At 33.7% G+C, this 15480-nt stretch carries 14 protein-coding genes; 7 read left to right on the forward strand and 7 right to left on the reverse strand.

Translation table 11 applies throughout. From position 1 onward, the window contains the following. The first annotated feature begins 90 nt into the window (after window positions 1–90). The 3 genes from ABTV69_RS16165 (at window position 91) to ABTV69_RS16175 (ending at window position 4289) form a co-directional block, all read left to right on the forward strand. The gene (locus tag ABTV69_RS16165; RefSeq protein ID WP_433830555.1) at window positions 91–876 is read left to right on the forward strand and encodes a sulfite exporter TauE/SafE family protein; all 786 of its coding nucleotides are present in this window, start codon (window positions 91–93) and stop codon (window positions 874–876) included. Window positions 877–1258: 382 nt separating this feature from the next. Further along, window positions 1259–3595 carry an ATP-dependent helicase gene (locus ABTV69_RS16170; RefSeq protein ID WP_433830557.1) on the forward strand — a complete coding sequence of 779 codons (2337 nt, stop codon included), beginning with the start codon at window positions 1259–1261 and terminating at the stop codon, window positions 3593–3595. A gap of 73 nt (window positions 3596–3668) precedes the next feature. Next, on the forward strand, window positions 3669–4289 hold the full coding sequence (locus tag ABTV69_RS16175; protein ID WP_433830559.1) for an L-threonylcarbamoyladenylate synthase: 621 nt from the start codon (window positions 3669–3671) through the stop codon (window positions 4287–4289). 187 nt (window positions 4290–4476) lie between these two features. On the opposite strand, the gene ABTV69_RS16180 is transcribed toward ABTV69_RS16175, so the two are convergent. From ABTV69_RS16180 to ABTV69_RS16190, 3 genes are read right to left on the reverse strand one after another with little or no spacing between them, the layout of a single operon-like run. Continuing rightward, on the reverse strand, window positions 4477–5310 hold the full coding sequence (locus ABTV69_RS16180; RefSeq protein ID WP_433830561.1) for an OmpA/MotB family protein: 834 nt from the start codon (window positions 5308–5310) through the stop codon (window positions 4477–4479). A 32-nt stretch (window positions 5311–5342) separates the two neighbouring features. Beyond that, complete coding sequence (locus ABTV69_RS16185) at window positions 5343–6362, reverse strand: glycosyltransferase (RefSeq protein ID WP_433830563.1); 1020 nt, start codon at window positions 6360–6362, stop codon at window positions 5343–5345. A 21-nt stretch (window positions 6363–6383) separates the two neighbouring features. Beyond that, a complete protein-coding gene (locus ABTV69_RS16190) occupies window positions 6384–6836 on the reverse strand; it encodes a type I restriction enzyme HsdR N-terminal domain-containing protein (RefSeq protein WP_433830565.1) in 453 nt (150 codons plus the stop codon). Window positions 6837–6930: 94 nt separating this feature from the next. Here ABTV69_RS16190 and holA point away from each other — a divergent pair, with 94 nt between their 5' ends. The 3 genes from holA (at window position 6931) to ettA (ending at window position 9919) form a co-directional block, all read left to right on the forward strand. Beyond that, window positions 6931–7935 (forward strand): DNA polymerase III subunit delta, encoded by a 1005-nt coding sequence (holA, locus tag ABTV69_RS16195; protein ID WP_433830567.1) that lies wholly within the window; start codon window positions 6931–6933, stop codon window positions 7933–7935. Between the two features lie 62 nt (window positions 7936–7997). Continuing rightward, on the forward strand, window positions 7998–8180 hold the full coding sequence (locus ABTV69_RS16200) for a CAL67264 family membrane protein (protein WP_008464023.1): 183 nt from the start codon (window positions 7998–8000) through the stop codon (window positions 8178–8180). A gap of 47 nt (window positions 8181–8227) precedes the next feature. After that, on the forward strand, window positions 8228–9919 hold the full coding sequence (ettA, locus tag ABTV69_RS16205) for an energy-dependent translational throttle protein EttA (RefSeq protein ID WP_433830569.1): 1692 nt from the start codon (window positions 8228–8230) through the stop codon (window positions 9917–9919). A gap of 210 nt (window positions 9920–10129) precedes the next feature. Here ettA and ABTV69_RS16210 read toward each other — a convergent pair whose 3' ends face one another. Beyond that, window positions 10130–10543: a thiol-disulfide oxidoreductase DCC family protein gene (locus tag ABTV69_RS16210; protein ID WP_433830571.1), complete on the reverse strand. Its 414-nt coding sequence runs from the start codon at window positions 10541–10543 to the stop codon at window positions 10130–10132. 222 nt (window positions 10544–10765) lie between these two features. Next, window positions 10766–12931 (reverse strand): endonuclease MutS2, encoded by a 2166-nt coding sequence (locus ABTV69_RS16215; RefSeq protein ID WP_433836722.1) that lies wholly within the window; start codon window positions 12929–12931, stop codon window positions 10766–10768. 109 nt (window positions 12932–13040) lie between these two features. Here ABTV69_RS16215 and ABTV69_RS16220 point away from each other — a divergent pair, with 109 nt between their 5' ends. Beyond that, window positions 13041–13712 (forward strand): uracil-DNA glycosylase, encoded by a 672-nt coding sequence (locus ABTV69_RS16220; RefSeq protein ID WP_433830573.1) that lies wholly within the window; start codon window positions 13041–13043, stop codon window positions 13710–13712. 12 nt (window positions 13713–13724) lie between these two features. Here ABTV69_RS16220 and ABTV69_RS16225 read toward each other — a convergent pair whose 3' ends face one another. Both ABTV69_RS16225 and ABTV69_RS16230 read right to left on the reverse strand, forming a co-directional pair. Beyond that, on the reverse strand, window positions 13725–14111 hold the full coding sequence (locus ABTV69_RS16225; RefSeq protein WP_433830575.1) for a DUF4258 domain-containing protein: 387 nt from the start codon (window positions 14109–14111) through the stop codon (window positions 13725–13727). A gap of 36 nt (window positions 14112–14147) precedes the next feature. Further along, window positions 14148–15347: an alanine dehydrogenase gene (locus ABTV69_RS16230; protein WP_379694406.1), complete on the reverse strand. Its 1200-nt coding sequence runs from the start codon at window positions 15345–15347 to the stop codon at window positions 14148–14150. Between the last annotated feature and the right edge of the window lie 133 nt (window positions 15348–15480).

Below are 15480 nucleotides of genomic sequence, written 5' to 3' on the forward strand. Positions count from 1 at the left end.
GAGAAATCAACTTTAAATTTATGGTAATAAACAAAAAGGAAGGTGTACTTTTGCAACTTGTTTTTTATTGAGATTCAAATATACTTTTAAATGGATTCATACATAATACTTTTTCTTTGTTTGGCGGCATTTGCTGCAGGATTTATTGATGCGATAGTGGGTGGCGGCGGATTAATCCAAACCCCAATGGGATTAATTTTATTGCCAAATCTTCCCGTTTCTACGGTAATTGGAACTTTGAAAATTCCTGCATTTAGCGGAACCGCCTTTGCAGCTTTTCAATATTTAAAGAAAGTAGTGATTCAGTGGAAACTCTTAATTATCATGATGTGTCTGGCAGTTCCGTCGGCATTTTTAGGTTCAACGATTTTAACAATGGTCAGTAATGATTTTATGAAACCACTTTTGTTGGTGGTTTTGTCCTTACTGTTTGTATATACTTATGCAAAGAAAAATTTCGGACAACATGAAGAAAAAGACCATTCGGCAGCGAGACAAATATTTTACGCAGTCGTTATCAGTATGATCGTTGGATTTTATGACGGATTTATTGGACCTGGAACCGGGAGTTTCTTTGTTGTAGCTTTTATAGCACTTTTAGGATTCGATTTTCTTCACGCTTCTGCGAATGCCAAAATGGTAAATCTGGCGACCAATTTCGGTTCGATTTGTTTGTTTATGATAAAAGGAAAAATTATTTGGGCAATCGCGATTCCGATGGCAATAAGCAATGGACTAGGAGGTTGGCTTGGTGCAAAACTCGCCATCAATAAAGGAAATGGATTTATTAGAATTTTCTTTTTAATTGTTGTGGTTGGAACGTTGATTCGATTTGCTTACGACGTTTTCTATAAATATTTTTTTTTAACCATATAAGTAATATAAGAAATCATAAGCAGAGTGTATTTAGATCTCAGAATTTTTAATTCATATAAGAGTTCTCAAATGAACTTATATCACTTATATGGTAAAAAATATTTAAAAAAATGGTTTCCGCTACGAATGCCTACAATACGTTAGACGCACTGCAGTGCGCCTGTACGGAATTTCTTTGTGGAAAGAAAACCAATTGTTTGTTTCTAGCCCCGATTGAGGCGGTATCCTCGTAGCGTAGCGGAGAGATATAGCCGAAAGCGGGAACCCATGCCAGAAAAAATGTCTTTTGTTTGGCTTCAAAAAAAACTTAGCATCTTAGAACCTTAGCAACTTAGGAACTTTCTTTTTAAATTCTTAATTTTGCATAAAAGGAGAAAATTACATGCAGAAATATATTGACCAGCTCAACGAAGCACAGAGAGCGCCTGTTTTAAAGAAAGACGGGCCGATGATTATTATTGCTGGTGCAGGTTCGGGAAAGACCCGTGTTTTAACAATTAGAATTGCGTATTTGATGGCTCAAGGTATTGACGCCTTCAATATTTTGTCGCTGACTTTTACGAATAAAGCAGCGCGTGAGATGAAACACAGGATTTCGGATATTGTGGGAGCGTCTGAAGCAAAAAATCTTTGGATGGGAACTTTTCACTCGATTTTTGCGCGTATTCTTCGTGCAGAATCCGATCATTTGGGATACCCTTCCAATTTTACCATTTATGATTCTCAGGATTCGGCTAGATTGATTTCTTCGATTATCAAAGAAATGCAGCTAGATCGTGATATTTACAAACCAAAACAGGTTTTGGGACGTATATCTAATTATAAAAACAGTTTGATTACGGTAAAAGCGTATTTTAATAATCCAGAATTGGTTGAAGCCGATGCAATGGCTAAAAGACCAAGATTGGGAGAAATTTATCAGCAATATGTAGACCGCTGTTTTAAGGCAGGAGCAATGGATTTTGATGATTTGCTATTAAAAACCAACGAATTGCTTACTAGATTTCCAGAGGTTTTAGCGAAGTATCAAGATCGTTTCCGTTACATCTTGGTTGATGAGTACCAAGATACGAATCACTCTCAGTATTTGATTGTTAGGGCTTTATCAGATAGATTCCAGAACATTTGTGTGGTGGGAGATGATGCGCAGAGTATTTATGCTTTCCGTGGTGCGAATATCAATAACATTTTGAATTTCCAGAAGGATTATGAAGGTGTAATTATGTTTCGTTTAGAGCAAAATTACCGTTCGACCAGAAATATTGTAGAAGCGGCAAATACCGTGATGGAACATAATAAAACCAAACTGGATAAAGTAGTTTGGACAGCAAACGAGTTTGGACCTAAAATTAAGGTTCATAGAAGTTTGACCGATGCTGAAGAAGGCCGTTTTGTTGCAAGTACAATTTTTGAGCAGAAAATGCAACATCAATTGCACAATGGTTCTTTCGCTATTTTGTATCGTACCAATGCACAATCGCGTGCGATGGAGGATGCTTTAAGAAAACGTGATATTCCGTATCGAATTTATGGTGGATTGTCTTTCTATCAGCGTAAAGAGATTAAAGACGTTTTATGTTATTTGCGTTTGGTTCTGAATCCAAAAGACGAGGAAGCTTTAATTCGTGTTATTAATTATCCAGCGCGTGGAATTGGAGATACTACGATCGAAAAATTAACTATTGCCGCCAACCACTACAAACGTTCGATTTGGGAAGTAATGGTAAATATCGATAAAATTGATTTGAAGCTGAATGCTGGCACAAAGAACAAACTGAAGGATTTTGTTACTATGATTCAGAGTTTTCAGGTTATTGATCAGAATCAAGATGCTTTTTATATAACAGACCACGTTGCAAAAAAAACAGGTTTGGTTCAAGAATTGAAGAAGGATGCTACTCCCGAAGGAATGGCAAAAATTCAGAATATCGAAGAGCTTTTAAACGGTATTAAAGATTTTACAGAAGGGCAAAGAGAAATTGACGGAGCTAGAGGAGCACTTTCTGAATTTATGGAAGATGTAGCTTTAGCAACAGATTTGGATAAAGATACTAGCGATGAAGATCGTGTGGCTTTGATGACAATTCACTTAGCTAAAGGACTTGAGTTTCCGCATGTATTTGTAGTCGGAATGGAAGAAGATTTGTTTCCAAGTGCCATGAGTATGAGTACGAGAAGTGAACTGGAGGAAGAGCGTCGTTTGTTTTATGTAGCGTTAACACGTGCAGAGCATCAAGCGTATTTGACATATGCACAATCGCGTTACCGTTGGGGGAAATTGACAGATAGTGAACCGTCTCGTTTTATAGAAGAAATTGAAGATCAATATTTAGAATATTTAACGCCGTCTGAAACTAATTATCGTTACAAATCTCCAATTGATGGGGATATTTTTGGCGATGTAGACAAATCAAAATTAAGATTAAGTAAGCCAATTGGAGGGACACCACCCAAACATATTACAGATAACAGTCCGAAACCAGATTTGAATATCAGAAAACTAAAACCTGTTTCTGGAAATGCATCAAGCGGCGGAAATTCGAATTTGTTTGATAGTAAATTAACGGTTGGAAATATTGTAATGCACGAGCGTTTTGGAAAAGGAGAAGTTATAAATTTGGAAGGTGTTGGGGCAGATAGAAAAGCAGAAATTAAATTTGAAGTGGGCGGAATTAAGAAATTGTTGTTAAGATTTGCTAAATTAGATGTTGTAGGGTAAAAAGATTTTTTTCAAGTTTTTGAAACGCAGAACTTGAAACCTGAAACAAATTTTAACTTGAAAAAAAGAAACAATGGCAGAGTTTATAAAAATATACCAAGATAAACCCAGTGAAGCTGCGATAGCCAAAGTGGTAAAAGTGCTTCAAAATGGTGGTTTGGTAATTTATCCAACAGATACTGTTTATGGTTTAGGTTGTGATATTACCAACTCAAGAGCATTAGAAAAAATTGCTAGAATAAAAGGAGTTAAATTAGAAAAGGCAAACTTTTCATTTATTTGCCATGATTTGAGTAATCTTTCAGATTATGTTAGACAGATAAATACGTCTACTTTTAAGATATTGAAAAGAGCTTTGCCTGGTCCGTATACTTTTATTTTACCAGGAAATAACAATCTTCCGAAGGAATTTAAAAAGAAAACAACAGTTGGTATTCGTGTTCCGGACAATAATATTATTTTAGAGATTGTTCGTCAATTAGGAAATCCTGTTGTTTCAACTTCTATTCGTGATGAAGATGATGTGATAGAATATACTACCGATCCAGAATTGATTTTTGAAAAATGGCAGCATCTTGTCGACTTGGTAATAGATGGCGGTTATGGAGACAACGTTGGATCTACCATTATTGATCTTTCTGAACATGAGCCAATTATCGTTAGAGAAGGTAAGGGGGATATTGATATTTTGTAAAAAAATACACTAAAAGTATAAAAATACAGAAATTATGAGTAACTTTATTATGTTAAAATTTAGTTAGTTACTTAAAGATAATGCTATTCTTGATTTATATTTAATTGGTTATTAAAAAAAATTAAGGATACATAAAAGCAGGTCGATTGACCTGCTTTTTCTGTTTTTATAATATGTTAAAACAAGATTATTTTGCTTGTTTTTTCATTTCTTTTTCAATCATATCATAGAATTGATCGATTTTTGGCATAACTACGATACGAGTTCTTCTGTTACGAGCTCTATCTTCAGCGTTATCATTAGAAACTAAAGGAACATAAGAGCTTCTACCTGCAGCAATTAATTTAGCTGGGTTCACTCCAAGATCGTTAGTTAATACACGAACGATAGAAGTAGAACGTTTAACACTTAAATCCCAGTTGTCTAAGATAATTCCATTGCTTTTGTAAGGAACGTTATCTGTGTGACCTTCAACCATACACTCGAAATCAGGTTTGTCGTTAACAACTTTAGCAACTTTTCCTAAAACAGTTTTTGCTTTGTCGCTTACTTCATAGCTACCGCTTTTGAATAATAATTTGTCAGCGATAGAGATAAATACTACTCCTTTTTCAACATTGATTTCGATGTCTGGATCGTTGATTCCAACTGCACCTTTCAAGCTTGTAACTAATGCTAAAGTAACACTGTCTTTTTTAGTTAAAGCGTCTTGAAGTCTAGAGATTTTCAAATCTTTTTCTTTTAAACTTTCAAGAGATTTTTCAAGGTTTTCAGCACCTTTAGTAGTTAAGATAGTTAAATCTTTAGAGCTGTTGATTAAATCTTGATTATGTTGTTTGTAGCTTTCAGCTGTTGCAGCTAATCCAGCTTTTTCTTCTAAGCACGTATTTAATTTTACAGTACATGAGTTTAACAAATCTTGAGTCTCTTTGTTTTTAGCTTCCAACTCAGCATATTTCTTTTTAGAAACACATGATGTCAGGGCCATTAATACTGATAGTGCGATAACTATTTTTCTCATAAATTTAATTTTAATTAGACTTGATTACAAATTTAGTTTTTAATATTTTGAATACTGTTAAAGATTTCTTTAAATAAGGTCAATTTCCTAATATAATAAAGGAAAACGATGCTTTTCACCGAATAGTATTGCTGTATTTGAAAATCTTTTCGCTTTTTTAAATATTTTAAAGATAAGCAATAAAATGAAAAATGTGCCTTTAAAATGGCAAAAGTATGTGCAAACTTACCTTGTGTAAGGAAGCGGATACCAGCAATACCGTCTAAAACCATTCTAAAGAATATTACAAAGAACAATCCTCTTTTTGGAAGATTTTTGACCAGCATTAATAGTGAATTTCTAAAATTCAGATACGTTTTTTTAGGATTTCCCTGTTGCAATGTTGCTCCCCCTACGTGGTAAACAATAGACTGAGAGTTGTATTTTATAATGTGTCCTTCGTTTGCAGCGCGCCAGCATAAATCTATTTCTTCCTGATGAGCAAAGAAGCTTTCGTCAAATCCTCCTAATTCATGATAAACGTTCTTTCTAATAAAAAAACAAGCGCCAGAAGCCCAGAATAATTCGATATTATCATCGTATTGTCCGTTGTCTTTCTCAATGGTTTCGAATATTCTTCCTCTGCAAAAAGGAAAGCCATATTTATCAATGAAACCACCAGCAGCTCCAGCATATTCAAAGTACTCTTTGTTTTTAAAATCAAGAATTTTTGGCTGAATAATAGCGGTCTGTTTTTCTTTTTCGAAAGTATCAAGAATAGGTTGAAGCCAGTTTTGCGTAACTTCAATATCAGAATTTACTAGTGCATATATTTCTGCATCAATATGTTTTAAGGCATCATTATAACCTTTAGCAAAGCCATAATTGCCTGAATTTTTTACAATTTTTACGGTTGGAAAATTTTCTGTAACGAATGCAACAGAATTATCCGTAGAATCATTGTCAGCAACATAAATTGTTGCGCCTTCTGAAAACTGAATAACAGATGGTAGAAATTGCTTCAGCAATTTTACTCCGTTCCAATTTAAAATGACAACTGCTATTTTATCCAAAAGTACTTAATTATTTATTTTTTAATGGTTTTCTTTATAATCAGGCAGGTTTCTTAAAAACTCATATTTTTCGTTTTCAAAATCCATTTGACAATAAAAATGGTTTAGTCCGTTTGTTACATTCAAAAACCGTGCCTGCATTGTCATATTGTAACGCGCAATTTGATCAAAAGTTGCTTGCGAGATTTTAACTTCTGGCGCTTTACATTCTACTAATATATGTATAGTGCCATTTGGATTAAATACAACGATGTCATATCGTTTTCGTAATCCGTTGACAGTTAAAACTTTTTCTACGTTTATAAGTGATTTGGGGTATTTTTTTTCATGCATCAGATAATGAACAACGTGCTGGCGAACCCATTCTTCTGGCGTAAGAATTATAAATTTTTTCCTGATTTCATCAAAAATAGACACTTTATTTTCGCTATTTTTGAATCGGAAAGTATAAGCAGGGAAATTAAGTTTAAGCATAAAGCAAAAATAATTAAAATAGTTTCAGGTTTCAAGTTTAAAGTTTCAAGTTATTGAAATGAACATGAAGCCTAAAACTTGAAACAAATTTTAAATGGACGAAGTAGTAAAAATTGTCAACGAAATTAAAGCCGGAGATATTAAACCGATTTACTTTTTAATGGGTGAAGAACCTTATTATATAGATAAGTTATCGGAGTATATTGAAGAAAATGTTTTGGCTGAAGAAGAACGAGGTTTTAATCAGACAGTTTTGTATGGAAGAGACGTATCTATAGAAGATATTGTTTCAACGGCCAAGCGCTATCCTATGATGGCTGAACGTCAAGTTGTTATAGTAAAAGAAGCGCAGGATTTATCCAGAACAATAGATAAAATCGAATCGTATGTGGATAATCCGATGCAAACAACGGTTTTGGTTTTTTGCTATAAATATAAGACTCTTGATAAACGTAAAAAAGTTACCAAATTATTAGGGCAAAAAGGTGTCGTTTACGAAAGTAAAAAATTATACGAAAATCAAGTAGGAGATTGGATTAAGCGTGTTCTAGCAGGAAAAAAATATACTATTGATCCAAAAGCCAATGCTATGTTAGTTGAGTTTTTAGGTACAGATTTGAGTAAAATCAATAATGAGCTAGAAAAATTACAAATTATTTTGCCACAAGGCACTATGATTACGGCAGAACATATCGAGGAAAATATTGGTTTTAGTAAAGATTATAATGTATTCGAGCTTCGAAAAGCAATTGGGGAACGCAATCAGCTGAAAGCTTATAAGATAGCAGAGAATTTTGCACATAATCCAAAAGAATATCCATTAGTTATGACAACAGGATTGGTATTTGGATTCTTTGTACAGCTTCTAAAGTACCACGGCCTAAAAGATAAAAGTCCGAAAAATGTAGCATCAGCATTGGGGGTAAATCCTTATTTCTTGAAAGAATACGATTTGGCAGTAAAAAATTATCCGATGCGAAAGGTAAGTCAGATTGTTGGGGCGTTACGAGATATTGATATTAAGAGTAAAGGTGTGGGGGCTAATGCTTTACCTCAATCGGATCTGCTAAAAGAAATGCTGTATAAAATATTTAATTAAGCCATTAAAATTCACGATATTTGCGTTTCTAAAAAATTGCCACTAACAATATTTACACAATTATGGGAATGAATAAAAACACCATTTTAGGATGGGCCACTTTAATAATGGTACTTATGGGATTGTTACTTATAGGTCTTGGAATCTTTAGATACAGTGATGTTTCTGGTTGGGGATTTGGTGCTGTAGGAGTTGGTTTTTTTGCTAATGCTTGGGTATTCAATGCTTTAAAAGGCAGGGTTTAAAATGTCAAAATTCAGAAAGAAATAATAATTATAATAAAAAATAAAAAATGTCAGACGATAAGAAAGTAATTTTCTCAATGCAAAAATTGAGTAAAACCTATCAAGGAGCAGACAAACCGGTTCTTAAAAATATTTACCTTAGTTTCTTTTATGGTGCTAAGATTGGTATTTTGGGACTTAATGGTTCAGGAAAATCTTCTCTTTTAAAAATTATTGCTGGAGTTGATAAAAACTACCAAGGAGATGTAGTTTTTCAACCAGGCTATACAGTAGGATATTTAGAGCAAGAACCAATTTTGGATGATTCTAAAACAGTTATCGAAATTGTTCGAGAAGGAGCTGCAGAAACAATGGCAGTTTTAGAAGAATACAATCAGATTAATGATTTATTTGGTCTTGAAGAAAACTATTCGGATCCAGATAAAATGGATAAATTAATGGATCGTCAAGCGGCTTTACAAGATAAGATTGATGCTCTTGGCGCTTGGGAAATCGATACAAAATTAGAAATTGCGATGGATGCATTGCGTACGCCAGAAGGTGATACGCCAATTAAAAACCTTTCTGGAGGTGAGCGTCGTCGTGTTGCTTTATGTCGTTTGTTGTTGCAACAACCAGATGTATTGCTATTAGATGAGCCTACCAACCACCTTGATGCTGAGTCAGTTCTATGGTTAGAGCAGCACTTAGCGCAATATGCTGGAACTGTAATTGCTGTAACGCACGACCGTTATTTCTTGGATAATGTTGCAGGTTGGATTCTTGAGTTGGATAGAGGAGAAGGTATTCCATGGAAAGGAAATTACTCTTCTTGGCTAGATCAAAAATCAAACCGTTTGGCTCAAGAAGAAAAAGTCGCTTCTAAACGTAGAAAAACGTTGGAGCGTGAGTTGGATTGGGTTCGTCAGGGTGCAAAAGGTCGTCAGACGAAACAAAAAGCACGTTTACAGAACTACGACAAATTATTAAATGAAGATCAAAAACAACTAGACGAGAAATTAGAAATCTACATTCCAAATGGTCCTCGTTTAGGAACAAATGTTATTGAAGCTAAAAATGTTGCGAAAGCTTTTGGTGATAAATTGTTATACGATAATTTGAACTTTACTTTGCCGCAAGCTGGTATTGTTGGTATTATCGGGCCAAACGGTGCTGGTAAGTCGACTATTTTTAAAATGATTATGGGTGAACAAGCTACTGACAGTGGTGAGTTTTCAGTTGGAGAAACTGTAAAAATCGCTTACGTAGATCAGTCGCATGCTAATATTGATCCTAATAAATCGATTTGGGAAAACTTTGCAGATGGACAGGAATTGATTATGATGGGTGGAAAGCAAGTGAACTCAAGAGCTTATTTATCACGTTTTAACTTTGGTGGCGGTGAGCAAAACAAAAAAGTATCAATGCTTTCGGGTGGAGAACGTAACCGCTTACACTTAGCGATGACTTTGAAAGAAGAAGGAAATGTACTTTTGCTGGATGAGCCAACGAATGACCTTGACGTAAATACACTTCGAGCTCTTGAAGAAGGTTTGGAGAACTTTGCAGGTTGTGCAGTTATTATTTCTCACGATAGATGGTTCTTAGATAGAATTTGTACACATATCTTAGCGTTTGAAGGAGATTCTGAAGTTTATTTCTTCGAGGGAAGTTTCTCTGATTATGAAGAAAATAAAAAGAAACGTCTTGGCGGTGATTTAACTCCTAAACGTTTGAAATACAAAAAATTGATCAGATAATAAATCTGAAAATTTCAATATAAAAAATCCCAAATTCCAATTGATGTGAATTTGGGATTTTTTCTGTTTTTAAGTTTTTTACTTAGTGTGTCATTTCGACGCAAGGAGAAATCTCCGCGAGAAACTCTATAAAGATTAGCCAATTGGAACGGAGCTACTTACGGAGATTTCTCCTTGCGTCGAAATGACAATATTGAGGTAATTTGGATTTTATAAAAATTTGGCTCTCAACTCCGGAGTAGGAATCATACAGCTTTCTTTTTTTCCATACCAATTGTATCTATTCTTCGCAACATAATCATAAATTCTGTCACTAATAAAAATGGGCACAATTCTAAAAATAGGAGTTAATTTCCAAAGTCCGCCAAAATTTTTAGCGATTTCCAAAATTGCCGAAGACTTGTAGAAATATGCCGTTCCGGGGTCGTATAAAATAATACTATCCATTTTAGAAAAACTGATTCCTAAATGTTTACATATTGAAATTCCTAAATCAGATTGCAACGCAACAAATCTAAAAATATCTTTTTTGTCGTGTTTGATAATAAACTGTACCGCAGAACTGCAGAGATTACAAACTCCGTCAAAAAGAACTATTTTTTTGTTTTTTGGAAGGCTTTCCATTTTATTGTTTTAAAGGTAAAACTTTGACAAAGTTCACTATATTTTACTAATTATTTTTATCTATTGCTTTATTGGTTTTTATAGAAAAAACAAATTAAAAACAGCTTTCATAAATTGATTTAAATCGAATTTTAAAAATAAGTAATCATATTTTGCTTTAAAAAATAAAACGTCTTTTAAATCGCTTTATTTTGATTTTAGTCTTTTTTAGTGACTGAAAACTTATTTTTTAACTGCTTCAACCAATTCCAGTTCGTCCAAACTTACCTTCGAAGTAAAAATGCCATAATTGACCGTCGCTTTATTTTTTTCGATAGAATCGATACTTCCAACAGATCTTCCGTCTAGCATCCTTACTCGATCGCCAACTTTTAAAATTGGTTTTGGTTTTTCTACAACAGGTTTAAGTTTTTTCTCTTTTTTCTCTTTTCGTATTTCTTCAACTTTTACCTGAACTTCAGCGATAATTTCTTTTTGTTTTTCAACTTTTGCTTTTACTTCTTTCGGAGTTGCTTTTTTACGTTTCGAATTTTCAATCTCAACAATTTTCAAGAATTCACCAATAAGTTCTTTTTTGTTTTTGTTGTTGAAATACTTCTCCGCGATATCATCAATTTTTTGTCCGATGTAAATTATCTTTTGGTTACTGTCGTACAATTCCTGATAGCTTTCTAATTTCTGCTGAATTTTAGTATTGATGTTTTCCATCTTTTTACTTTCTTCACGCGCTCTGGTTTCTTCCTCTTTTAAATTCAAAGAAGTTTTTTCCAGCTTCGATCTTTCTTTTTGAAGTGTTGCGATGGTTTTATCAAAACGAACTTTTCCAACTTCGATTTTCTTTTTCGCACGATTAATCAATCCAAATGGGATTCCGTTTTTCTGAGCAACTTCAAAAGTAAACGAACTTCCGGCTTGACCCAATGCTAATTTATACATTGGCTCTAATGACTTTTCGTCAAACATCATGTTTGCATTTGTTGCGTATGGCAATTCGTTTGCAAGAATTTTTAAATTAGAATAATGTGTTGTGATAATTCCAAAAGCTTCACGGTGGTAAAATTCTTCCAAGAAAATTTCAGCCAAAGCACCTCCCAATTCAGGATCAGAACCTGTACCGAATTCGTCAATTAAAAACATGGTTTTTCTATTGCATTTCTTCAAAAAGTAATTCATGTTTTTTAATCGGTAACTATAAGTGCTTAAATGATTTTCAATAGATTGGTTGTCTCCAATATCTGTCAGGATTCTATCAAATAAGAAAGTTTCACTTCTTTCGTGAACCGGAATTAAGATTCCAGATTGCAACATTAGCTGTAATAAACCTACTGTCTTTAAAGAAATAGTTTTTCCTCCAGCGTTTGGTCCAGAAATTACAATGATTCTGTTTTCTTGTTTAAGTTCAATGGTTTGCGGGTGCGTAACTTCCTTTTTTTGTTTATTATTCAAATACAAAATTGGATGATACGCTTCTCTAAAGAATAATCTTCTTTCTTCTGTAATGGTTGGTAAGATTCCGTTGATTCGATTGGCATATTTTGCTTTTCCAGCAACTACATCAATATCACTTAAGAAATCTTGATATTCAACTAATAAAGGAAGATACGGACGAATCACGTTCGATAAATTCTTTAAAATTCTCGTAATTTCTTCTTTTTCTTCATATTCTAAATTGGCTAATTCTCTAGAATATTTTAAAGTTGCTTCTGGTTCAATATAAGCAATGCTTCCTGTTTTGGAACTTCCTAAAATAGAACCTTTTATTTTACGGCGGTACATGGCTAAAACCGCTAAAACTCTACGGTTCTGAACAAAACTTTCTTTAATGTCGTCTAGATAACCTAAACTATTATATTGAGTTAGAGCCACACCAAAACTTTGATTCACTTTTCCGCGAACCAAATTCATATTCTGGCGAATTCCAGCTAGAGCAGGAGAAGCGTTGTCTTTAATTTCTCCGTATTTATCTACGATAGCATCGATTGCAGTGATGATGTCTTTTGTTAATTCTACTCTTGAAGCTCTTGCATTAAGATTCGGATAATAATCATCGAATTTTTTCAAGAAATTTAATAAGACATTTGTTGTAGCAGAAAGATTAGCGATTTTTCTAAAACTTCCTACTTCAAGAAAACTGTCTTCGATTGCAAGAAACTTAATTTCATGCGTGATGGCGTCAAATCCATGATTCGGAATGGCGTTATTGTTTTGAAAAGAAGATACATATTCTGATGTCTGCATCAAAGATTGCATTAATTCTTCCTTATCTCTAAATGGTTTTATTTGTAAAGCCTTTTCTTTTCCAATATCAGTATTGCAACCATCAGAAATGGTTTCAAGTACGGTTGGAAATTGTAAATCTTGTAATGTTTTTTCTGTAATAGATACCATTATATATCGTATGTTGTAAGATTTCAAAGTTACAAAGTTTTGAAACTAAAATGCATTATTTATTGGCACTTTGAAGAAAACTTTGCGTAATTTGTAATAAAATTTTAAAATGAAAATTAATTTATCTCAAGATTGGCAAACTGTTTTGAAAGACGAAATTCAGAAACCGTATTTTAAGGAATTGATGGATGCGCTAGATGTTGAGTATAAAACTCATACTTGTTATCCGCCAGCTGAATTGATTTTTTCCGCTTTCAATAATTGCAGTTTTTCAAACTTGAAAGTTGTAATTATTGGACAAGATCCTTACCATGGAGAAGGAGAAGCCAATGGTTTGAGCTTTTCGGTAAATGATAATGTTAAAATTCCTCCGTCGCTTCGCAATATTTTCAGAGAAATAAATACCGATTTTGATTCGATTTTTATGCCAAATTCTGGTAATCTTGAAAATTGGGCAAAACAAGGAATTTTACTTTTGAATGCTTCGCTGACCGTGAGAAAAGATAGTCCAAATAGTCATAAACATTTAAAATGGAATCTCTTTACCGATGCTGTAATTCAGGCTATTTCTGATCAGAAAGAAAACATTGTTTTTCTTTTATGGGGAAGTTTTGCTCAGAAAAAAGGATCAAAAATTGATCGTTCAAAGCATTATATTTTAGAATCAGGACATCCGTCACCAATGAGTGCTAATCAGGGTAAATGGTTTGGGAACAAGCATTTTAGCCAAACAAATGCTTTCCTGAAATCTAAAGGTATTGAAGGAATAGAGTGGTTTTAAAGAGAAGGAAAATTATTTTTCTCCTTCTTTCTTAATGATTTCTTCTAGAACAGCTTTATTTTCAAAATTAACTACCTTTAAAATAATTTCTTGATTTTTAGCTGTTTTTCCTTCAATGATATATAATTTTCCTCCTTTTAAAGGAACGTTACTTTGATCAAAATCAACATCTCCATAAGTTAAAGTGTTTTTGACATCTGCAGTGTCAACCCATTTTTCGCTTAATGTTTGAACTGCTTTTGGAGAATATTGAAAGGGTTTTGTTCTAAGATTATTTAAAACTCTTGCATTTGGAAAATAATTACAACGAGTATCTTTTCCGATAAAAAATCCTGATACAATAAAACATCCCATTACGAGACCTATCAGATAATATGCAAAACGATGTACGAACTTCATGAAATAATTTTTTTGCAAAGGTACATTAAAGTTCCCTTAAAATACAAGTAAATTAATATCGTTATCTGGCAAATCGAACCAGTCGCCGATAGCTTTATTAGTTAAAATTCCATGGTACAAATAGATTCCATTTTTTAGTCCTTTATTGCATCGAATTGCACTTTCAATACCACCATCTTCGGCTATCTGATGTAGATAAGGTGTTAAGATGTTACTTATTGATAATGAAGCGGTTTTGGAATAACGTGAAGGTATATTGGGTACACAGTAGTGTAAAACATTGCTTTTTATAAAGGTAGGCTTTTCGTGAGTCGTCACTTCCGAAGTTTCAAAACAGCCTCCAGTATCGATGCTAACGTCAACAATTACAGCACCTTTTTTCATGTGCTCTACCATAGTTTCGTTTACAACAATCGGACAGCGTTCTTTTCCGCGCATCGCACCAATAGCGACATCGCAACGTCTTAAAGCTTTTAATAAACCTTTTTGCTGTATGGTTGAAGTGAAAATTCTTTGACTTAAATTGTTTTGTAGACGACGCAATTTGGTAATGGAATTATCAAATACTTTTACGTTTGCACCCAATCCAATTGCTGTTTTAGCAGCAAATTCGCCAACTGTTCCAGCTCCTAAAATGACAACTTCAGTAGGAGGTACGCCAGTAATATTGCCGAATAAAAGCCCTTTTCCGAATTCGTCTGTAATCATTAATTCAGCAGCAATAAGGATTGAAGCCGTTCCCGCAATTTCGCTTAGGGATTTTACAGCAGGATAAGATCCGTCTTCGTCTTTGATATATTCAAAAGCTAATGCTGTGATTTTCTTTTTAGCAAGAGCTTCAAAATATTCTTTCTTTTTGGTTTTAAGCTGAATTGCTGAAATAATAACCGTTTCAGGATTTATCATTTCGATTTCGGCTAAAGTTGGCGGTTCTACTTTTAATAGAAACGGGCAACCAAAGACTCTCTTAGTGTCTTTTGTAATTTCTGCACCGGCGTCAGCATATTCTTTGTCTGTATAACTCGAACTTTCTCCGGCTCCAGATTCGATCATAACGCGATGACCTTCGTAAGTTAAAGAATTGACCGCATCGGGCGTAAGACAGATACGACGTTCTTGATAACTTGTTTCTTTAGGAATTCCTATAAAAAGTTCTCTTTTAAAACGACCAACCTCAAGTTTTTCTTCCTGCGGTATTAATTGTTGTTTTGTAAACGGAGTTAACGTGATTGACATGGATAGTGCAAAAAATTAAGAGTACAAATTACGTAAAAAGTTTTAGAATTAGTGTAAAAATTCTGCTAATACTGCAAAACGAATGTTAAGATATTTTTTTTTGATTTAATAGTCTTTTTTCTCTTCCATTAAA

The organism is Flavobacterium anhuiense, assembly GCF_050990855.1.
Taxonomy (GTDB): Bacteria; Bacteroidota; Bacteroidia; order Flavobacteriales; family Flavobacteriaceae; genus Flavobacterium; species Flavobacterium anhuiense_C.

Excerpts from the sequence above, each read along its gene's own strand:
- ABTV69_RS16165 (WP_433830555.1), top strand. The coding sequence starts at position 91 with ATGGATTCATACATAATACTTTTTCTTTGTTTGGCGGCATTTGCTGCA.
- ABTV69_RS16170 (WP_433830557.1), top strand. The coding sequence starts at position 1,259 with ATGCAGAAATATATTGACCAGCTCAACGAAGCACAGAGAGCGCCTGTT.
- ABTV69_RS16175 (WP_433830559.1), top strand. The coding sequence starts at position 3,669 with ATGGCAGAGTTTATAAAAATATACCAAGATAAACCCAGTGAAGCTGCG.
- ABTV69_RS16180 (WP_433830561.1), bottom strand. The coding sequence starts at position 5,310 with ATGAGAAAAATAGTTATCGCACTATCAGTATTAATGGCCCTGACATCA.
- ABTV69_RS16190 (WP_433830565.1), bottom strand. The coding sequence starts at position 6,836 with ATGCTTAAACTTAATTTCCCTGCTTATACTTTCCGATTCAAAAATAGC.
- holA (WP_433830567.1), top strand. The coding sequence starts at position 6,931 with ATGGACGAAGTAGTAAAAATTGTCAACGAAATTAAAGCCGGAGATATT.
- ABTV69_RS16200 (WP_008464023.1), top strand. The coding sequence starts at position 7,998 with ATGGGAATGAATAAAAACACCATTTTAGGATGGGCCACTTTAATAATG.
- ettA (WP_433830569.1), top strand. The coding sequence starts at position 8,228 with ATGTCAGACGATAAGAAAGTAATTTTCTCAATGCAAAAATTGAGTAAA.
- ABTV69_RS16210 (WP_433830571.1), bottom strand. The coding sequence starts at position 10,543 with ATGGAAAGCCTTCCAAAAAACAAAAAAATAGTTCTTTTTGACGGAGTT.
- ABTV69_RS16215 (WP_433836722.1), bottom strand. The coding sequence starts at position 12,931 with ATGGTATCTATTACAGAAAAAACATTACAAGATTTACAATTTCCAACC.
- ABTV69_RS16220 (WP_433830573.1), top strand. The coding sequence starts at position 13,041 with ATGAAAATTAATTTATCTCAAGATTGGCAAACTGTTTTGAAAGACGAA.
- ABTV69_RS16225 (WP_433830575.1), bottom strand. The coding sequence starts at position 14,111 with ATGAAGTTCGTACATCGTTTTGCATATTATCTGATAGGTCTCGTAATG.
- ABTV69_RS16230 (WP_379694406.1), bottom strand. The coding sequence starts at position 15,347 with ATGTCAATCACGTTAACTCCGTTTACAAAACAACAATTAATACCGCAG.